Annotated in this window: 15 protein-coding genes and 2 pseudogenes; 4 read left to right on the forward strand and 13 right to left on the reverse strand. The window is 65.7% G+C overall.

All coding sequences use genetic code 11. From position 1 onward, the window contains the following. Positions 1-115 precede the first annotated feature (115 nt). Positions 116-1753 carry a fatty-acid--CoA ligase FadD5 gene (gene fadD5, locus C1A30_RS24190; protein ID WP_101950882.1) on the reverse strand — a complete coding sequence of 546 codons (1638 nt, stop codon included), beginning with the start codon at positions 1751-1753 and terminating at the stop codon, positions 116-118. A 125-nt stretch (positions 1754-1878) separates the two neighbouring features. Here fadD5 and C1A30_RS24195 point away from each other — a divergent pair, with 125 nt between their 5' ends. Continuing rightward, complete coding sequence (locus tag C1A30_RS24195; RefSeq protein ID WP_101950883.1) at positions 1879-2571, forward strand: GntR family transcriptional regulator; 693 nt, start codon at positions 1879-1881, stop codon at positions 2569-2571. A gap of 3 nt (positions 2572-2574) precedes the next feature. Here the strand turns inward: C1A30_RS24195 and C1A30_RS24200 are convergent, their stop codons facing one another. From C1A30_RS24200 to C1A30_RS24215, 4 genes are all read right to left on the reverse strand, one after another. After that, the gene (locus C1A30_RS24200; protein WP_101950884.1) at positions 2575-3018 is read right to left on the reverse strand and encodes an SRPBCC family protein; all 444 of its coding nucleotides are present in this window, start codon (positions 3016-3018) and stop codon (positions 2575-2577) included. After that, on the reverse strand, positions 2993-3451 hold the full coding sequence (locus tag C1A30_RS24205; RefSeq protein WP_101952848.1) for a thioesterase family protein: 459 nt from the start codon (positions 3449-3451) through the stop codon (positions 2993-2995). Before C1A30_RS24205 ends, C1A30_RS24200 begins: the two co-directional genes overlap by 26 nt. Before the next feature lie 2 nt (positions 3452-3453). Then, complete coding sequence (locus C1A30_RS24210; RefSeq protein ID WP_101950885.1) at positions 3454-4743, reverse strand: hydroxyacid-oxoacid transhydrogenase; 1290 nt, start codon at positions 4741-4743, stop codon at positions 3454-3456. A gap of 75 nt (positions 4744-4818) precedes the next feature. Then, on the reverse strand, positions 4819-5673 hold the full coding sequence (locus C1A30_RS24215; RefSeq protein WP_101950886.1) for a mechanosensitive ion channel family protein: 855 nt from the start codon (positions 5671-5673) through the stop codon (positions 4819-4821). 96 nt (positions 5674-5769) lie between these two features. Between C1A30_RS24215 and C1A30_RS24220 the strand changes: the two genes are divergently transcribed. Continuing rightward, complete coding sequence (locus C1A30_RS24220; RefSeq protein ID WP_101950887.1) at positions 5770-6891, forward strand: mandelate racemase/muconate lactonizing enzyme family protein; 1122 nt, start codon at positions 5770-5772, stop codon at positions 6889-6891. Further along, a pseudogene (locus C1A30_RS24225) lies at positions 6888-7478 on the forward strand (FadR/GntR family transcriptional regulator); the annotation flags it as partial. The gene C1A30_RS24220 and the pseudogene C1A30_RS24225, both read left to right, overlap by 4 nt. Here C1A30_RS24225 and C1A30_RS36155 read toward each other — a convergent pair. The 6 genes from C1A30_RS36155 to C1A30_RS24255 form a co-directional block, all read right to left on the reverse strand. Continuing rightward, positions 7368-9047, reverse strand: coding sequence for a tripartite tricarboxylate transporter permease (locus C1A30_RS36155; protein WP_101950889.1), 1680 nt, complete (start codon positions 9045-9047; stop codon positions 7368-7370). The pseudogene C1A30_RS24225 and the gene C1A30_RS36155 sit on opposite strands and share 111 nt — an antisense overlap. A gap of 27 nt (positions 9048-9074) precedes the next feature. Next, on the reverse strand, positions 9075-9608 hold the full coding sequence (locus C1A30_RS24235) for a tripartite tricarboxylate transporter TctB family protein (RefSeq protein WP_101950890.1): 534 nt from the start codon (positions 9606-9608) through the stop codon (positions 9075-9077). Between the two features lie 5 nt (positions 9609-9613). After that, positions 9614-10627 (reverse strand): tripartite tricarboxylate transporter substrate binding protein, encoded by a 1014-nt coding sequence (locus tag C1A30_RS24240; protein WP_101950891.1) that lies wholly within the window; start codon positions 10625-10627, stop codon positions 9614-9616. 205 nt (positions 10628-10832) lie between these two features. After that, the gene (locus C1A30_RS24245) at positions 10833-12599 is read right to left on the reverse strand and encodes an acyl-CoA dehydrogenase (RefSeq protein ID WP_101950892.1); all 1767 of its coding nucleotides are present in this window, start codon (positions 12597-12599) and stop codon (positions 10833-10835) included. A 400-nt stretch (positions 12600-12999) separates the two neighbouring features. Beyond that, complete coding sequence (locus C1A30_RS24250) at positions 13000-14082, reverse strand: IS110 family transposase (protein WP_200828214.1); 1083 nt, start codon at positions 14080-14082, stop codon at positions 13000-13002. A 96-nt stretch (positions 14083-14178) separates the two neighbouring features. Further along, positions 14179-14838: a TetR/AcrR family transcriptional regulator gene (locus C1A30_RS24255; RefSeq protein ID WP_101950893.1), complete on the reverse strand. Its 660-nt coding sequence runs from the start codon at positions 14836-14838 to the stop codon at positions 14179-14181. 138 nt (positions 14839-14976) lie between these two features. On the opposite strand from C1A30_RS24255, the pseudogene C1A30_RS36160 reads away from it, so the two are divergent. After that, positions 14977-15087, forward strand: a pseudogene (locus tag C1A30_RS36160) (CAP domain-containing protein); the annotation flags it as partial. Positions 15088-15090: 3 nt separating this feature from the next. Here the strand turns inward: C1A30_RS36160 and C1A30_RS24265 are convergent. Then, the gene (locus C1A30_RS24265) at positions 15091-15870 is read right to left on the reverse strand and encodes an ABC transporter ATP-binding protein (RefSeq protein ID WP_101950894.1); all 780 of its coding nucleotides are present in this window, start codon (positions 15868-15870) and stop codon (positions 15091-15093) included. Continuing rightward, positions 15854-16882, reverse strand: coding sequence for a glycine betaine ABC transporter substrate-binding protein (locus tag C1A30_RS24270; RefSeq protein ID WP_101952849.1), 1029 nt, complete (start codon positions 16880-16882; stop codon positions 15854-15856). The genes C1A30_RS24265 and C1A30_RS24270 overlap by 17 nt, the downstream gene beginning before the upstream one ends. Between the last annotated feature and the right edge of the window lie 7 nt (positions 16883-16889).

Below are 16889 nucleotides of genomic sequence, written 5' to 3' on the forward strand. Positions count from 1 at the left end.
TCTCCCTACTCGCGGGTAGTAAGACGGACCACAGGACTGTACCCGATGCTGTACCCACAGTGCACCGCATCGGCGTGATTGTGCCCGTAACCGTTAGCAAACCCTCCCCCGTCCGTTAAATCTCTTGCGCCGCAGCAGAAACCGTTGGCGGAGTGGAACTTTCGCCAGCGTCAATCGTCGGCTGTGCCCCGAAACGCGCTCGCAGTTCTGTTTTCAGGACTTTGCCAGCCGGGTTGCGCGGCAGGGCGTCGACGATCTCGAGCGCCTTCGGGTGTTTGTAGCGGGCCAGTCGTTCGGTGAGGAATTGATCGAGATCAGCGAGGTCGAGATCGGTGTTGACGGCCGCCACGGCCACGGGCACCTCACCCCACTTCGGATCCGGGCGTCCGATCACCGCCACCTCGACGATGCCGGGGTGGGCGGCGAGGGCGTTTTCGACTTCGGCGCAGTAGATGTTCTCGCCGCCGGAGATGATCATGTCCTTCTTGCGGTCGACGACCCAGATGTAGCCCTCCTCGTCCTGGCGGACCAGGTCGCCGGAGTGGAACCACCCGCCCGCGAATGCCTCTGCGGTGGCCTTCGGGTTGTTCCAGTACCCGGCCATCAACGTCGGGGCGCGGTAGACGATCTCACCGACCTGACCCACTTCAACGTCGTTCATGTTCTCGTCGACGACGCGCGCCGCGACCGTCGGAATGACCTTCCCGACCGAGCCGAGTTTACGAATTGCATCCTGCGCCAACAACATACAAGTCACCGGCGACATCTCGGTCTGCCCGAACGCAGCGTAGATCTGGGTGCCTGGGAAAGTTTCGGCCATCTCGCGCAGCAGTGTGTCAGACGCCGGGGCGGCGCCCCACGACAGCACCCGCAGCGCCAGCTTGCGTGGGTTGGCGCGCTGTTCGGCGACCACGGCCTGCCACTGCGCAGGCACCAGGAACATGGTGGTGACCCGTTCGGCCTCCAGCACGTCGAGCAGGTGCGCCGGGTCGAACGCGCCCAGCGGGTAGATCACTGTCGGCAGGCCCAACTGCAGCGGGGTGATGGTGTTTCCGATGCCCGCGATGTGGAACAGCGGCACCCCGATGAAGCCGACGTCGTTGTTGACGTCGGCGGCGATGGTGAACAGGTTGGTCATGGCCTGACCCGAGATGTTCGTGTGGGTCAGCACCGCGCCCTTGGGCCGTCCGGTGGTGCCGGAGGTGTACATGATCAGCGCGGGCGAGTCGTTGGGGATGTCGGGAAAATCGGGGGCCGCCCGCGCATCGCCTGGTTCGGCGAGTAGGTCGTCGTAGGAGAGGACCTGCTCGTCGGTGCCCGCGCCCGCGACGATGACCGTCTGCAGCGTCGGGTCCAGACCGCGCACCGCGGTGGCGACGTTGGCCAGCACGGCCTCGGTGATCACGATCTTGGCCTGGCAGTCGCCGACCAGAAACGCGATCTCGGGAGGCGTCATCCGGAAGTTGACCGGGACGGCGATGGCGCCCAACTTGTTGACCGCCAGGAACGACTCGATGAACTCGGTGCGGTTGAGCATCAGGATCAGCACGCGGTCACCGAAAACAACGCCGCGTCTGCTCAGCGCGCCTGCCAGCGCGGTGACCCGCCGGTCCAGCTCACCCCACGTCGTCGTGTGTCCGAGGAACCGCAGCGCCGTGGCGTCTGGCTGCATGAGCGCATGCCGTGCGAGCTGATTGGTCCAATTCTGCCTACGCGCCAGATACGGCTGATCGGTGAGCGACGGTTCGGTCAACGGGACGGTGCTCCATCCGGTGGGTTGCGCGACGTTGATATTTGATCAAACATGGTGTTGCCCCGGTCACACTATGACCTCGGCGGCTCGGGGACAACCCCCTGCCCGACAGACCGGAGACGGACATGAACGCACCGGCCAGGCCGCGCTCACAGCGGCGCCGGGCGGTCCGGCGCGAGCAACTCTCCGACGAGGTCGCGGCCCGGTTGCGCACCGACATCATGACCGGCACGCTGCGGCCCGGCACCTACATCCGGCTCGACGAGACGGCCGCCGCGCTCGGGGTGAGCATCACGCCGGTGCGCGAGGCGCTGCGCACGCTGCGGGGCGAGGGCATGGTCCAGTTGGAGCCACATCGCGGGCACGTGGTGGTGCCGCTGACGCGCGGCGACATCGACGACATCTTCTGGCTGCAGGCCACCATCGCCAAGGAGTTGGCGGCCACGGCAGCCGAGCGGATCACCGACGCGGAGATCGACGAACTCGAACACCTCAACGACAGCCTTGCCGCGGCCGTCGAGCGCGGCGACCCCGAAGAGGTGGCCGCCGCGGAGTTCACCTTCCACCGGGCGTTCAACCGGACGACGGGCCGCATCAAGCTGGCGTGGTTCCTGCTGCATGTCGCGCGGTATCTGCCGGGGCAGATCTACGCGAGCGACGCCGAATGGGGCGCGGCGGCGGTATCAGGTCACCGCGAACTGATCGCCGCGTTGCGGCGTCGCGATGTCGATACCGTCGTGCGGCTGACCAGCGGCGAGTTCAGCGACGCCGCACAGCGGTTGGTGGCCCGACTCGACGAGATCGGGTTGTGGAGCTGACGGCTACGAGCTCGCGGACAGCTGCTCTGCGCGGTTCTTGAGGTTGTCCGCCAGGTACTCCAGGGTGTCGCCGATCGCCTTCTTGACCATCGGCTTGGGGATCGGCAGCGTCGTCTCGACGTCGAGGTCGACGGTCAACAGGGAGGTCGGGCCCATCGGCACCACCGAGAACCGCTGCTCCTGCTTGGTGAAGAACTCACCCTGCTGCAGCACGGTGTAGATCTGGTTCTCGGCGGGGTAGTACACCGCAGTGATGAAGGTGCCCGACTGGCCCTGCACCACAACGTCCAGCCGCAGCTGGCTGGGCCGGCCGTCGTCGTAGCGGGCCAGCACCCAGCAGCCCTTGATCTCGGAGTTCCACTCCGGATACGTCTCGAAATCCGCGACGATCGCCATGATGGCTTCGGCGGGGGCGCTGACCTCAACTGTCTTGCTTACGAGCGGCATCCGGCGAGCATATCGACTCCAGCAGAGACCGAATCGACCCCGGGATCGGCACCGGCCGCCTGGCCTCCCGGTCGACGTACACATGCACCCAATGACCGACGGCCGCGACGGGGCCAGCGTCCTGGAAGATCGCCAGCCGGTACGTGACGCTGCTGTTGCCCAGCCGGGTCACCGACAGTCCGACGACCAGCGGATCGGGAAACTTCAGCTCCGAGAAGTACTTACAACCCGACTCGGCGACCACCCCGAGCCATGGCACGGTCAGCGGGTCGATCCCGCAGTTGGTGTTGATGTACGCATTGATCGCGGTGTCGAACAGTTCGTAATACACCGCATTGTTGAGGTGACCGAACATGTCGTTGTCAGTCCACCGCGTCAGCACCGGCCAGTGCACCGGGAAGTCGCGGCTGGTGAGCGATTGCTCGGTGGGCACGGCTACCACAATTCCATCGAGCGGGTGAACACCTCGGCGATGTCGTCCGCGGTCACCGGTTTGGGACTGGTGGCGAGCAGTCGCTGCTGTTTCATCGTGCCGTCGACGAGATCCGGAATGTCACTGTCGGTGTAACCGACGGCGCCCACACCGTTGGGGATGTCGATGTCACGCATCAGGTCGATCAGCGCCGCGGGCAACTGCTCGGCTGCGTCGGCGGTGGCCTCGGCGTCGGGTGCGAGCAGCTGGGCGGCGCGAAGGTGCCGGTGAGGCGCCGCGTCGAACGTGAATCGGAAGGCTGCGGACGCGGTGAGCGCAACCGACATGCCGTGGGGCACCATCGGCTCATCACTGGGGTAGTCCCTGGGGTGAAAATCCTTGACACGGCCAGCGATCGGATAGCCGTTGGCGTGCGGGATGTGCACGCCCGCATTGCCGAATCCGAGTCCGGCGAAGGTAGCGGCCAACGCCATGTTCGTGCGCGCCGTCATATCGTCACCGTTGCGCACCGCGGTCCGGAACGACGTCGCCAACAGGGACAGGGCCTTTTCCGACCACATGTCAGCGATCGGATTGGACCCGCAGTAGGGCACCCGTTGTTCGGGGCGCTTGTGCTCATAGGTCGTGTACCAACGCGCGGTGTAGCTCTCCAGCGCGTGGCACAGGATGTCCATCCCCGCCGCGGCGGTCACGCCTGCCGGCTGTGACACCGTCAGTGTCGGGTCGATGACGGCCAGCGTCGGCCGCAGCAACGGATGACTAATACCGGTCTTCACCTGCAACGACAACACATCGAGGACACACACCGTGGTGCTCTCCGCACCGGTTCCGGTGGTGGTCGGCACCGCGACAAGCGGCAGCAGTTCGTTGACCGGACTCGCTCCCTTACCTACCGGCACGTTGACGTAGTCCATCAACTCGCCCGGATTGGTCAGCATCAGGTTGATCGCCTTGCTGGTGTCGATGCTCGACCCGCCACCGACGGCGACGAACGCATCCCAGGGTCCGCCGTCGCGGGCATAGTCGATTGCCGCCTGCATGCTGGCGTCGGTGGGTTCGACGTGCACGCCGTCGAAAACGTGCGCCTCCACCCCGAACTGGGCCGTCTGATCGGCGATGCGCTGTGGGATGCCGGTTGCTGCGACACCCCGGTCGGTCACCAGCAGCACCCGACGTGCCCGCAACTGATTCAGATCGAAACCGATCTCGTCGGCGGCACCGGGACCGAACTTCAGTTGCGGTGCCCCATAGGTGAATATCGCTTCGGGGTTGGCGGGAAGATTCGTGGCCATCTGGAGCTCCTCAGGGCGGAATTACCCGGACCTCCGTTGATATCACGGATGGACCAACTCGCCGACGGGCACGCGTCAGTTTTGACTAGTCACCGCACCCGACGTCGCGATGCCGTTGCGGCGGAACGACGACACGATCAGCGCCCGTAGTTGGCGTCCGACCTCGAACTGCTTACCCGGCAGAGTGCGTGCGACCATGCGCAGATTCACGGTGTCCACCTCGATGCTCTCGACGCCCATCAGAGACGGTTCGTCGAGCAGCAGATCGGGCAGGCCGCGGTTCTGCATGGCGGCCTTCGCCACGTCACCGAGTACCTCGTTCACCTTGTTCAGGTCGGTCGACGTCGACACCGGAACGTCGACCACCGCGCGGGCCCAGTCCTTCGACATGTTGAGCGACTTGACGATCTGACCGTTGGGCACCGTGTACATCTCGCCGTCGCTGGTGCGCAGCTTGGTCACGCGCAGTGTGACGTCCTCCACCGTGCCGACAGCGGTGCCGCCCGCGGTGACGCTCAGTTCGACGAGGTCCCCGAAACCATACTGCTTCTCGGTGATCAGGAAGAACCCGCTGAGCAGGTCCTGCACGATGCGCTGCGCGCCGAAACCGAGCGCGGCACCGAGGACGGCCGCGGGCGCCACCAGCGAACCCAGCGGCAGCCCAAGCTGATTGGCGATATCGACGGCCACCACCACGTAGAGCAGGGCGATCGCCACCGACGAGATCACCGATGCGACGGCCTGACCATGTTTGACAGTTTCCGAGCGCACCGTGAGGTCGCGTTCGTCACCCTTGGTCAGCCGCTTGCTGATCCGTGCGGCGATCCACCGGATCACCCGCGTGACGACGATCGCGAACAGCACGACCAGAACGATGTGCAGGCCCTTGGTCAAGAGCCAATGGCTGATGTCTTGAAGTGTCGTAGGCATACGGGCGGACGGCTTCCCGCTTCCCCGGGGGCCTCAAACACTCGACATCCCACTTGTATGATGAGTTGTCAACTCGTCATACCACTCAGGAGTCTGATGTCCGACCGCATCCGCCACCTCACGCTTTCGCACGTCGTGCTGCCGCTGGAGAACCCAGTCAGCGATGCGAAGGTGCTGACCGGCCGCCAGAAGCCGCTGACCGAGACCGTGCTGTTGTTCGTCGAGGTCGTCACCGAAGAGGGCCACGAAGGTGTGGGCTTCTCCTATTCGAAGCGCGCAGGCGGCCGCGCCCAGTACGCCCACCTCGAGGAGATCGCGGACGTCGCGCTCGGCCACGACCCGTCCGACATCGACCGGATCTATCAGTCCCTGCTGTGGGCAGGCGCATCGGTCGGGCGGTCCGGCGTCGCCACCCAGGCGATCGCCGCGCTCGACGTCGCACTGTGGGACCTCAAGGCGCGCCGCGCCGGCCTCCCGTTGGCCAAATTGATTGGCGCGCACCGTGACTCGTGCCCCGTCTACAACACCTCCGGCGGCTTCCTGCAGGCCTCGGTTGCCGAGGTCAAGGAGAAGGCCACCGCGTCGCTGGCTTCCGGCATCGGTGGCATCAAAATCAAGGTCGGACAGCCGGATTGGAAGATCGACCTGCACCGGGTGTCGGTGCTGCGTGAGCATCTCGGCGAGACCCCGTTCATGGTCGACGCCAACCAACAGTGGGATCGGGCGAGGGCGCGGCGGATGTGCCGCGAACTCGAGGCGTTCAACCTGGTGTGGATCGAGGAGCCGCTGGACGCGTGGGATGCCGCAGGCCACGCCGACCTGTCCCGCACGTTCGACACCCCGATCGCGACGGGCGAGATGCTCACCTCGGTGGCTGAGCACATGGCGCTGCTCGACGCGGGTTATCGGGGCATCGTGCAGCCGGACGCGCCGCGGATCGGCGGTATCACACCGTTTTTGAAGTTCGCGACGCTGGCCGCGCACGCGGGTCTGGCGTTGGCGCCGCACTACGCGATGGAGATCCACCTGCACCTGGCCGCGACGTATCCCACCGAGCCGTGGGTGGAGCACTTCGAATGGCTCAACCCACTCTTCAACGAGCGCATGGAGATTCGCGACGGCCGGATCTGGGTGCCGGACCGGCCGGGCCTCGGAATCACACTGAGTGACCAGATGCGGGCGCTCACGAAGGAACGCGCGGAGTTCGGCACGAGATGACGACGTCACTGGCGCAGCGCGTGGTGGCCGGGCTGAAGGACAAGATCCTCGCCGGCGATCTGCCACCCGGCCACAAGCTGCCGTCGGAGGCCGAACTCATCGGCGAGTACGGGGTGTCTCGCACGGTGGTCCGGGAAGCGGTGACGCGGCTGCGGGCCGAAGGGCTGGTCGAGACGTTCCACGGCCGTGGCTCGTTCGTGCTCGCGATGCCCGAGACGACGTCGTTCACCGTCGAGTCCGCGACCATCCGGACCCACCACGACGTCCTCGACATGATCGACTTCCGGCTCGGAATCGAATGCGAGGCAGCCGCATTGGCGGCGTCGCGGGTGAACGCAGCGACCGCCAAGGAGGTCAAGGCGGCGCTCGATGCGTTCGTCGCCGCCGCACCGGAGGATCAAGTGGAGGCCGACTTCGGCTTCCACCGGGCCGTGGCGGCCGCCAGCGGCAACCGCTTCTACCTCGGCCTGCTCGACTCACTCGGTCCGATGATGATCATGCTTCCCCGCACCCGGCTCGGCGACGCCTACTCGCTGACCGACGCCGGCCACGTCGACCGGGTCCGGCGGGAGCACGACAGCGTCGCGTCCGCCATCGTCGCCGGCGATCCCGACGTCGCCAGGGCCGCGATGCGGGTCCACCTCGGCAACACCCGGCGTCGCCTCGACGCCCGCTGATTTGTGTCGGCGCCAGAAGTGCCGAATCACGGGCAGCAGCACCAGGATCACGAAGAGGGCCAGAATCGACCCGGAGATCGGTCGGGTGAAGAATCCTGTCGGATCGCCGCCGAACATCAGCATGGATCGGCGTGTGCTCGCCTCGATGATCGAGCCGAGGACGAACGCCAACACCATCGGGCCAGGGTCGAATCCGGCCTTTTTCATCAGGTAGCCGATGATGCCGAAGGCGACCATCAGGTAGATGTCGAACACGGAGTTGTTGATGGTGTAGACGCCGAGGATCGTGATCAGTGCCGTGATCGGCGCCAGGATCGCCGGCCGCACTCGCAGTATGCGAACGAACAAGCCCACCAACGGAATCGAGAGCATCAGCAGCAGCAGGTTGCCGATGTACATCGAGTTGATGACGCCCCAGAACACATCGGGGCGCTCGTCGACGAGCTGCGGGCCTGGCGAGACGCCGAGGATCAGCAGTGCTCCGAACAACATCGCCATCGACGCGTTGGCGGGCAGGCCGATGGTGAGCAGCGGGATGAACGACGAGGTGGCCGCCGCGTTGTTGGCGGTCTCGGGCGCCGCGACGCCTTCCACGGCGCCACGGCCGAACCGCTCCGGCGTCTTGGACCGCCGCTTCTCGGCGGCGTAGGCCACGATCGACGACAGCACCGCACCGCCGCCGGGAAGCACGCCGAGCACGAAGCCGATGACCGAGCCGCGGCCGATGGCACCCGAAGACTGCCTGATGTCCTTGCGGGACGGCCATACGTTGCCCACCTTGGCGGGCGGTTGCACCTGTCGGTGCCGCTGCTCGAGGTTGTAGAGGATCTCCCCGACGCCGAACAGTCCCATCGCCACCACGACGAAGTCGATGCCGTCGGCGAGTTGCAGGCTGTCGAACGTGAATCGCGAAGCGCCGCTGAAGTTGTCGCGCCCGACGGTGGCGAGCAGAAGTCCGACGGCCCCGGCGATCAGCGCCTTGAGTTTGTTTCCGCTGCCGATGGTCGCGACCAGCAGCACACCGAGCAGCGCGAGGGCGGCGTATTCCGGTGGGCCGAAGTCCAGCGCGATGCTCGCCACCACTGGCGCCAGCAATGTCAGGCCGATGATCGAAATCGTCGCGCCGACAAAGGAACCGATCGCTGCAATGCCAAGAGCGGTACCGGCCTTGCCCTGTTTGGCCAGGGCGAAACCGTCGAACACGGTAACGACCGACGACGCCTCACCGGGCAGGCGGAGCAGCACGGAGGTGATGGTGCCGCCGTACTGCGCGCCGTAATAGATGCCGGCCAGCATGATGATCGCCGACACCGGATCGATGGTGTAGGTAATCGGCAGCAGGATGGCGATGGTGGCTGCCGGGCCAATGCCTGGCAGCACGCCGATCACCATGCCGATCAGCACACCGATCAGGCAGTAGAGCAGGTTATGGGGTTCGAGGACGACCGCGAACCCGTTCAGAAATGCGTTGATGTCCATGGCTTTCGGAAGGCTGTAGAAGGCGACCTAGAAGGCGATGAGGTGAGGCAGCGGGATGTGCAGCCCGTAAAGGAACAACACGTAGAAGACGGCGGTCGTCGCCACGCTGATGATGACGGTGTTGCGCCAGCTCTCGCGACCGAGGAAGCGCAACCAGATCACGCAGAGCGCAAGCGCGGGAATCTCGAAGCCTGTCAACGGCATCAGCAGACCGAACGCGATAAAGGTGACGACGCCGACCACGGGCAGCACGCTGCTCCGTGTGAACGCCTCGCTGTCGGTTAGCCCGCGGCCGACGACCAATAGGACGATCGACAACGCGGCGATCACGACGCTCACGACGAACGGCCACAGGCCCGGGCCGGGCTCGTGCAGCGAGCCGAGTCCGTAGCCGTAGGCCAGCACCGCGCCGCCGACACCGATCGCGACCCCGACCAGGGCGCCCACCGTCTGATAAGCGGGGCCGCCCGGTTGTGGGCGCTCCTCCTCCAGTTCGTGACTGACCTCGGCCTCGATCTCGGCCAGTATGTCGCGCGTGTGCGCGGGCGTAGCTTCGCTCATGCGGGTCAGCCCTTGTCGCGCAGGCTGATGCCGTACTGCTTGACCATGTCGGCATAGCGCTTCTGATCCGCCTGCAGCTGCGTCAGCACCTTGTCGCCAGGCTCCTCCATCGGTGTGAGGCTGTTCTGCTTGTTGAACGCCTGGTAGCCGTCGGTCTTGAAGGTGGCTTGCATGCCTTCGATGAGCTTGTCCTTGACGTCCTGCGGCGTGCCCTTCGGCACCGTCATGAACCGGTACTGCGCAACCTCGACGTCCAGACCCTGCTCTTTCGCGGTCGGCACATTGGGCAGGTATTCGATGCGCTGGGGGCCGAATACCGACAGCGGAACGAGCTTGCCCGACTGGATGTTCTCGATCGCCTCGCCAACCTGCAGCGAGGCCACGTCGAGCTGATTGCCCAGCACCGCGGCCAGTGCGGGCGCGCCGCCGTCGAACGGCACCGCCTGCGACTCGACGTTGGAGGTCTTGAACAGCAGCGCCGCAGCGAGTTGGGCTCCGGTGCCGACGCCGGTGGTGCCGTATCGGATGACACGTTTGGCGTTCTCGAGGTCCTTCAGGTTCTTGAAGCCGCTGGCCGGGTTCGTGACGAGTACGTAGTCGTCGCGGGAGACGCCGTAGACGACGTCGAAGTCGTCGATCTTGGTGACCTCGTCGGGGCTGACCGCCAGCGGGGTGATGGTGAACAGCGACGCGTTCTGGATCGCGATGGTGGAGCCGTCCGGCTTGGCCTTGGCGACTTCAGCCGCGGCCAGTGCGCCATTCGCGCCCTCACGGTTGATCACCGGGAAGGACGCTTTCAGGTTGTCGGACAGCCCCTTGGACACCGCACGGCTGATCAGGTCGCTGGAGCCGCCGGGCGAGGCACCGACATACATCTCGACGGTGCCGGACGGATAGTGGCCGCCGCCGCTGACAGGGCCGGTGCTGGTCTGCACCCCGTTGCAGGCGGTCAGGACCAGGCCCGCGGCAGCGGTCGCCGCGAGTGCGGCACCGAGGCGGGAGCGGGAATTGATGCCCATGCGCGTTCACTCCTGTGTATCGGATGACCAAAGCGCGCCGATGTGGCGGCCGTCACTCAATAAACTAGGGAGCGGCCGCGATACCTGTCCAACTCCGATCGAGCATCAATTGATGCTGAGTATGCATAGCCGCCGAAACTGTATTCCAGCACGCCCGTACTCGAACTTCTCGTGCATGGATGCAGCCTCGACGGACGACGGCGCATCAGAACCAGGCGTCGCGCATCTCCAACGTGGTCCGGTCCAGGCTTTCCAGTAGATCCAACTGCGCCGCGGTCTTCGGCAACTCGTAGCGGAAGTAGTAGCGCGCGGCCTGCCGCTTGCCGTCGTAGAAGTCGCCGGACCGGCCGTTGGCGGCCAGCAGCTGTTCCAGCCAGATCCACGCGACGACGATGTGTCCGAACGCCTCGAGGTACACCACGCTGTTGGCCAGCGCGGCATCGAGCTCACCGGAGCCGAACATGTGAGCGGTCACCGCGACGAGCCGCTGCCACGACGCGTCGAGTTGCGCACCGAGCTCCGCGGCCTCACCGCCTGAGGCCGTTGCTGTCGCAACCGTCGCACCCACGGTCTCGCCGAGTGCGGCCAGGCTGGCGCCACCACGCTGAGTCACCTTGCGGCCCAACAGATCCAGACTCTGGATGCCGTGGGTGCCCTCGTGGATCGGGTTGAGCCGGTTGTCGCGGTAATGCTGTTCGACGTCGTACTCGCGGGTGTAGCCGTATCCGCCGTGCACCTGGATGGCCAGGCTGTTGGCCTCTAGACACCACTGCGACGGCCAACTCTTGCCGACCGGCGTGAGGATGTCGAGCAGCAGCGTGAGCTTGTCGCGCTCGTCGTCGGACTCGGCGCTGTGCGCCAGGTCGACGAGCTTGGCGCAGTACAGCAGCAGCGCCATCCCGCCTTCGACATATGCCTTCTGCGCCAACAACATTCGCTTGACGTCGGCGTGCTCAATGATCGGCACCTGCGGCGTCGACGGATCCTTGGCCAACACCGGACGACCCTGCGGCCGTTCGCGCGCGTACTGCAGCGACTTGAGATAGCCGGTGTAGCCCAGGGACACCGCGCCCATGCCGACGCCGAGGCGCGCCTCGTTCATCATCGTGAACATGTAGGCCAGGCCGCGGTGCGGCTCACCCACCAGGTAGCCGACCGCGCCCTCGAAACTCAGCACCGTGTTGGTGATGCCGCGTTGGCCCATCTTGTGGTTGAGCCCGGCGAGCACCACGTTGTTGCGCGCACCGATCGAGCCGTCGTCGTTGACGAGGAACTTCGGCACGATGAACAACGAGATGCCCTTGGTGCCCGGCGGACCGCCGGGGATCTTCGCGAGCACCAGGTTGACGATGTTCTCGGTCAGCTCGTGTTCGGCCCCCGAGATCCACATCTTCGAGCCAAACAGCCGGTAGGTGCCGTCGTCCTGCGGTTCGGCGCGGGTCAGGATATCGGCGAGCGACGATCCCGCCTGGGTCTCCGACAGCGCCATCGTCCCGGAGAAGCGCCCAGCCAGCATCGGCTTGAGGAACGTCTCGATCTGCTCGTCGGTGCCGAACTTGGCCAGCAGGTTGGCGTTGGCCATCGTCAGCATCAGGTAGCCCGTGGTGCTGACGTTGGCCGCGGAGAACCAGGCGAAGCCGGCCTCAGCGACGGTGGCGGGCAACTGCGCGCCGCCGAGGTCGGTGTCCATCGACATGGCCAACAGGTCGGCCGCCGCGAACGCGTCCCACGCCTGTTTGACGTCGTCGATGACGGTGACGGTGGTGCCGTCGAAGTGCGGTTCGTTCGCGTCGCTCTTCTTGTTGTGCGGCGCGAAGTACTTGGTCGCCAACTGCTCGCAGAGATCGAGGACGCCGTCGAACGTCTCACGGGAGTGCTCGGCGAACCGCTCCCGTTTGGTCAGCTCGTCGATGCGCAGCCATTCGTAGAGCAGAAAGTCGAGATCGCGGCGGGACAGCAGAGTGGACTTCACCGCTCCATCTTGCGCTCCGCTCGTCCCGAGACTGCGGTGAGATCACAGAAACGGTCGATGCGGCGATCTGGCCGCAGTTTCGAGCGGGCAGTTCTGATATGGCGTGGTGTTTGTCAATATGGGCAGGGTGAAGCGGCGGCCGCGACCGTCGCCGCGGCCGCCGCTTCGTTGACCAGATGAGTGTGTCGGTGGTGTCGAGCGTGTCGTGTCGACGCGTTGTCAGTCTGATATGCGCGGGTTGGTTACCGCAGGATCGGGACTTCGAGTCGGAGTTGGCCGCCATCTAGGGTCGAGCGTGATCATGTTGCTGGGCAACGCAATTGCTCATAGAACAGACGCGGATCACTCCGAGACGCTTGCCGTCACCGGCCGAGTTCGTCATCTGGACGCCGTGGGCTGGCTACTGGTCGAGTACCGCCAGCGACCAGCACCAGCCGGCCAGTTCTCTGGCCACCGCGATGTTGGCGACCACGGAACGTTTCCGGCGTTGATCGAAATTGGTCCACCGCTGATGCAGGCGTCGGTTGGCGGCTTGTCCGCGAGCCCGTGCCGCCGGGGACGCCAGATCCCAACGACGACGCAACATCGGCCCCGGCCGGTACGGGCTGCGGTGGTGCCACGCCGCTTCGACCAGCAGCCGTCGTACGTGCTTGTTGCCGGTCTTGGTCACCTCGCCCTGTACTCGACTGCTACCGGAAGAGCATTCGGACGGGACCAGGCCCAGGTAGGCACCAATGGTGCGGCCAGACAACCGGTGCCAGTCCCCGATCTCGGTCGCCAACCCGAACGCCGTCAGCGTGGCGATCCCGCGGATACATCCCAGCCGTCGCACCACGGGGGTGAACTCGCTATCGGCGGCCAGTGCCTCGATCGCTGCCTCCAACCGTTCCCGTCGATCCACACACGCCGTCATGGCGTCAAACGCAGCGTCATAGGTCAACTGCAATGCAGGCCTGTCGAAACGCTGCTGGCGCAACCACACCTCATGACGTCCGGTCCAGGTCTTCCCGTCGTAATACACGATTCCCTGCCGCAGAAGCAGTTTCGACAGCCGGTGCCGCGCGGCCATCAGATCGCCGCGGCAGTCTTCCCGTGCCCGCACCAGATCGCGGGCCGCTTCCTGCTCAGCGGTGGGCACCGTGACCGCGGTGATCTGACCGAGATGCAACAGCCGAGCCAGATGCGCGGCATCGCGAGCATCGGTCTTGACTCGATCCCCGGCCGGGCGGATCAGTTTCGAGGGCGCCGCGACCTGACACTCGATCCCCGCCGCCTCCAGGGCCCGTGCCAGACAGAATCCGGTCGGACCGGCCTCATAGGTCACCGCCACCGGTCCCGGTAAACCCTCGATCCACGAGAGGATGCCGCGATGGTCCGGTGTCAGCCGCCGCTCAACGACTTCACCGGTTTCCCGATCCAAACCGCACGCAACGACTGAACGTGCGTGCACATCCAAACCAACACTCGTACGCTCACGTATCACTGGGGCCTCCTACATCTGTGGCTCTACCGGCCAGGACCCGATTCCTGTCGGCAACCCACGTTCACATGCAGTGAGGCCCCAGCCTCCCCATACGATCTAGGTCGATCGCGCTACGTCGACACCCAGCGGCGACTCGACCCGGGTCGTCTCGTCGCGGATCAGGCCGCGCAGCAATGCCGTGCTGAATTCCTCGGCGATCTCCTGTGCGGTACGCCTGCCCTGCGGCCGCAGCCACCGGTAGGAACCCAGCGTCATGCCGATGTAGCCCAGCGCCAGCACGTGCGAGTCGCAGTCGTAGAACTCACCGCTGGCGATCCCGCGATCGATCACGTCGCGCACGTGCTCGTAGACCTGGGTCTCCTTCTCACGGATGTAGGCCACCTGTTCCTCGGTGAACCACTCGGAGATGTAGGGGCCCTCCTGGAAGTAGACCGCCGCGCGCTCGATGTTGCCCGCGATCCCGACGAGCAGCCGCCGGGTGAAGTGGTAGATGGTCTCCCGCGCCGAGGCCGTCGGATCGTCATGCAGTGCGTCGACGGTGAAGTCAGCCGCACCCTTGTAGATGTCGTACAGGATCAGCGACTTGCTGGCGTAGTAGTGGTAGACCGTCGCCTTGTTCAGCCCGACCGCATCGGCCACGTCGTCCATCCGGGTGCCGTGATACCCCCGCGCCGCGAACAGCTTGGTCGCGACGGCCAACAACTCCTCGCGACGGGTCATCCCGTTGGAGGTGGCTGGAACATCGGAGGGAGACATGGCGACTCACTATAGGCAGGGCTGGGCGTCGACTGGGGGTCAATCAACTGGTTGGCCAGTTTAGGTCTCGCACTGTCGCGGCGGTGCCTGCGGGGCTAGACTTCACCGGGAACCGGCCGCTACGCGAGAGGTGATGACGTGGATCCGAACCCGGACTATGACGCGAGCGACGAGATCGAATACGGCGCGAACTGGTTCGCATGGATTTTGCGCGGCGTGTACCCGCCGCCCGCCTATCCGCCGGTCTAACCCCTAAGCAGCAGCCGCTTTCACCGCGCGCCCCACTTCAGCGCGCAACTCCGTGTATTCCGGTGATCGACGCAATTCGTCGGGGTCGACGCCTGTCCGCGGCAAGTCCACTGGAAGGTCCAACGCCACCTGTCCCGGCCGCCGCGTCAGCACCACGATCCGCGAGCCGAGGAACGCCGCCTCATCGGCACTGTGCGTGACGAACACCGTCGTGCGACCCGATTCCGCGCTGACCTGACGGACGTCTTCCTGCAACCGCTCGCGGGTGAGCGCGTCCAGCGCCGCGAACGGTTCGTCGAGCAGGAACAGCGGCGTCTCGGCGGCCAGCGCCCGCGCGATCGCGACACGCTGCTGCTGCCCGCCGCTGATCTCCCAGATCCGCCGGTCCGCGGTGCCCTCCAGCCCGACCCTGGCAAGCAGTTGATTGCGACGTTCGGCGCGCCGTTCCCGCGGCACGTTCGCGTATTTCAGTGCCAGGTCGACGTTTCCGCCGACGGTGCGCCACGGGAACAGCCGGGGCTGCTGAAACACCACGCCCGCCGTCACACCGGGTGTCGGCGCCGCGCCTGCCACCGCAACCGTTCCCTCGCTTGGTGATTCGAAGCCCGCGAGCAGGCGCAGCAGCGTGCTCTTGCCGCAGCCCGACGCGCCGACCAGAACCAGAAACGATCCCGGCTCGACGGTCAGGTCCACGGGTCCCAGCGCGGTCAGGGCGCCGCGGCCCCTGCCGTAGCGGTGCGAAACGTTACTGATGTGGATTGTGCCGTCATTGCGTGATGGCACTTGGCAATCCTTTCGTATAGATCGCGTCCTGGAAGGTCTGCAACGGCGCCGCCGACGGAATCTGCTTCTGGTCGGCCAAGAACTGCGATGCGCTTTGCAGGTTGACCGCGATGTTGCCCGGTTTACCTTCGGAGCCAAGCCATTCCGGCGATGCGACCTGCTCCGGCGTCAGGTACACGCCTTGCTTGAGCTGACCGGCGACGTCCTCGGGGGTGAGCCCGATCTCGGCGGCGATGGCCTTGGCCGCCGCGGCCGGATCGTCCTGAATCACCTTGAGCGCGCGGGCTTCCTGCTGCCGCCAGGTGTCGACCACGTCAGGATGCGCGGTGGCGAATTCATCGCGGACCGCACCGAGGTCAAGCGTCGGCTTACCGTCCTTGGCCAGCTGCCGACTGGTGATCAGATCCTTGCCGGTCTTGCGCAGCTGGTCGAGGGTGGGCAGCCAGGAGTACGCGGCGTCGATGTCGCCGCGGTCCCACGCGGCCAGGATCGCCTGCGGCTGCAGGTCGACCAGCTGAACATCGTTGGCGGACAAGCCGTTCTGGTTGAGCGCGGCCAGCAGGCTGTAGTGCGCGGTCGACGCGAACGGGGTGCCGATCCGCTTGCCCTTGAGTTCGGCGATGGTGTTGATGCCGCTGCCGTTGCGCGCCACCAGCGCCTCGTTGTCGCCCGCGACGTCGAGCACGAAGGCGACCTTGTACGGGATGTTCAAGGGCGCCGAGAGGCCCCGCGCGACGGGGCTGGAGCCAAGGGCGCCGAAGTCCAGTTCCTTGGCGATGAACGCGGTGTTGACGTCGGCGCCGGAGTCGAACTTCGTCCACTTGATGTTGTAGTCCGGCAGCGCCTCTTCGAGCCACTTGTTGTTCTTCACGATCAGGTCACCGGACGGAAAGCTCTGGTAACCAATGCGAATGGTCGGCTTGTCGGCCTGCTGCCCCGAGTGGTCGACCGAGCAGCCCGCCAACGCCAACGTGGCGGCCGCCGCAACCGCAATAAGCGCCTTGAATTTCATCAGATCT

Origin of the sequence: Mycobacterium sp. 3519A (assembly GCF_900240945.1) — a bacterium.
Classification (GTDB): Bacteria; Actinomycetota; Actinomycetes; order Mycobacteriales; family Mycobacteriaceae; genus Mycobacterium.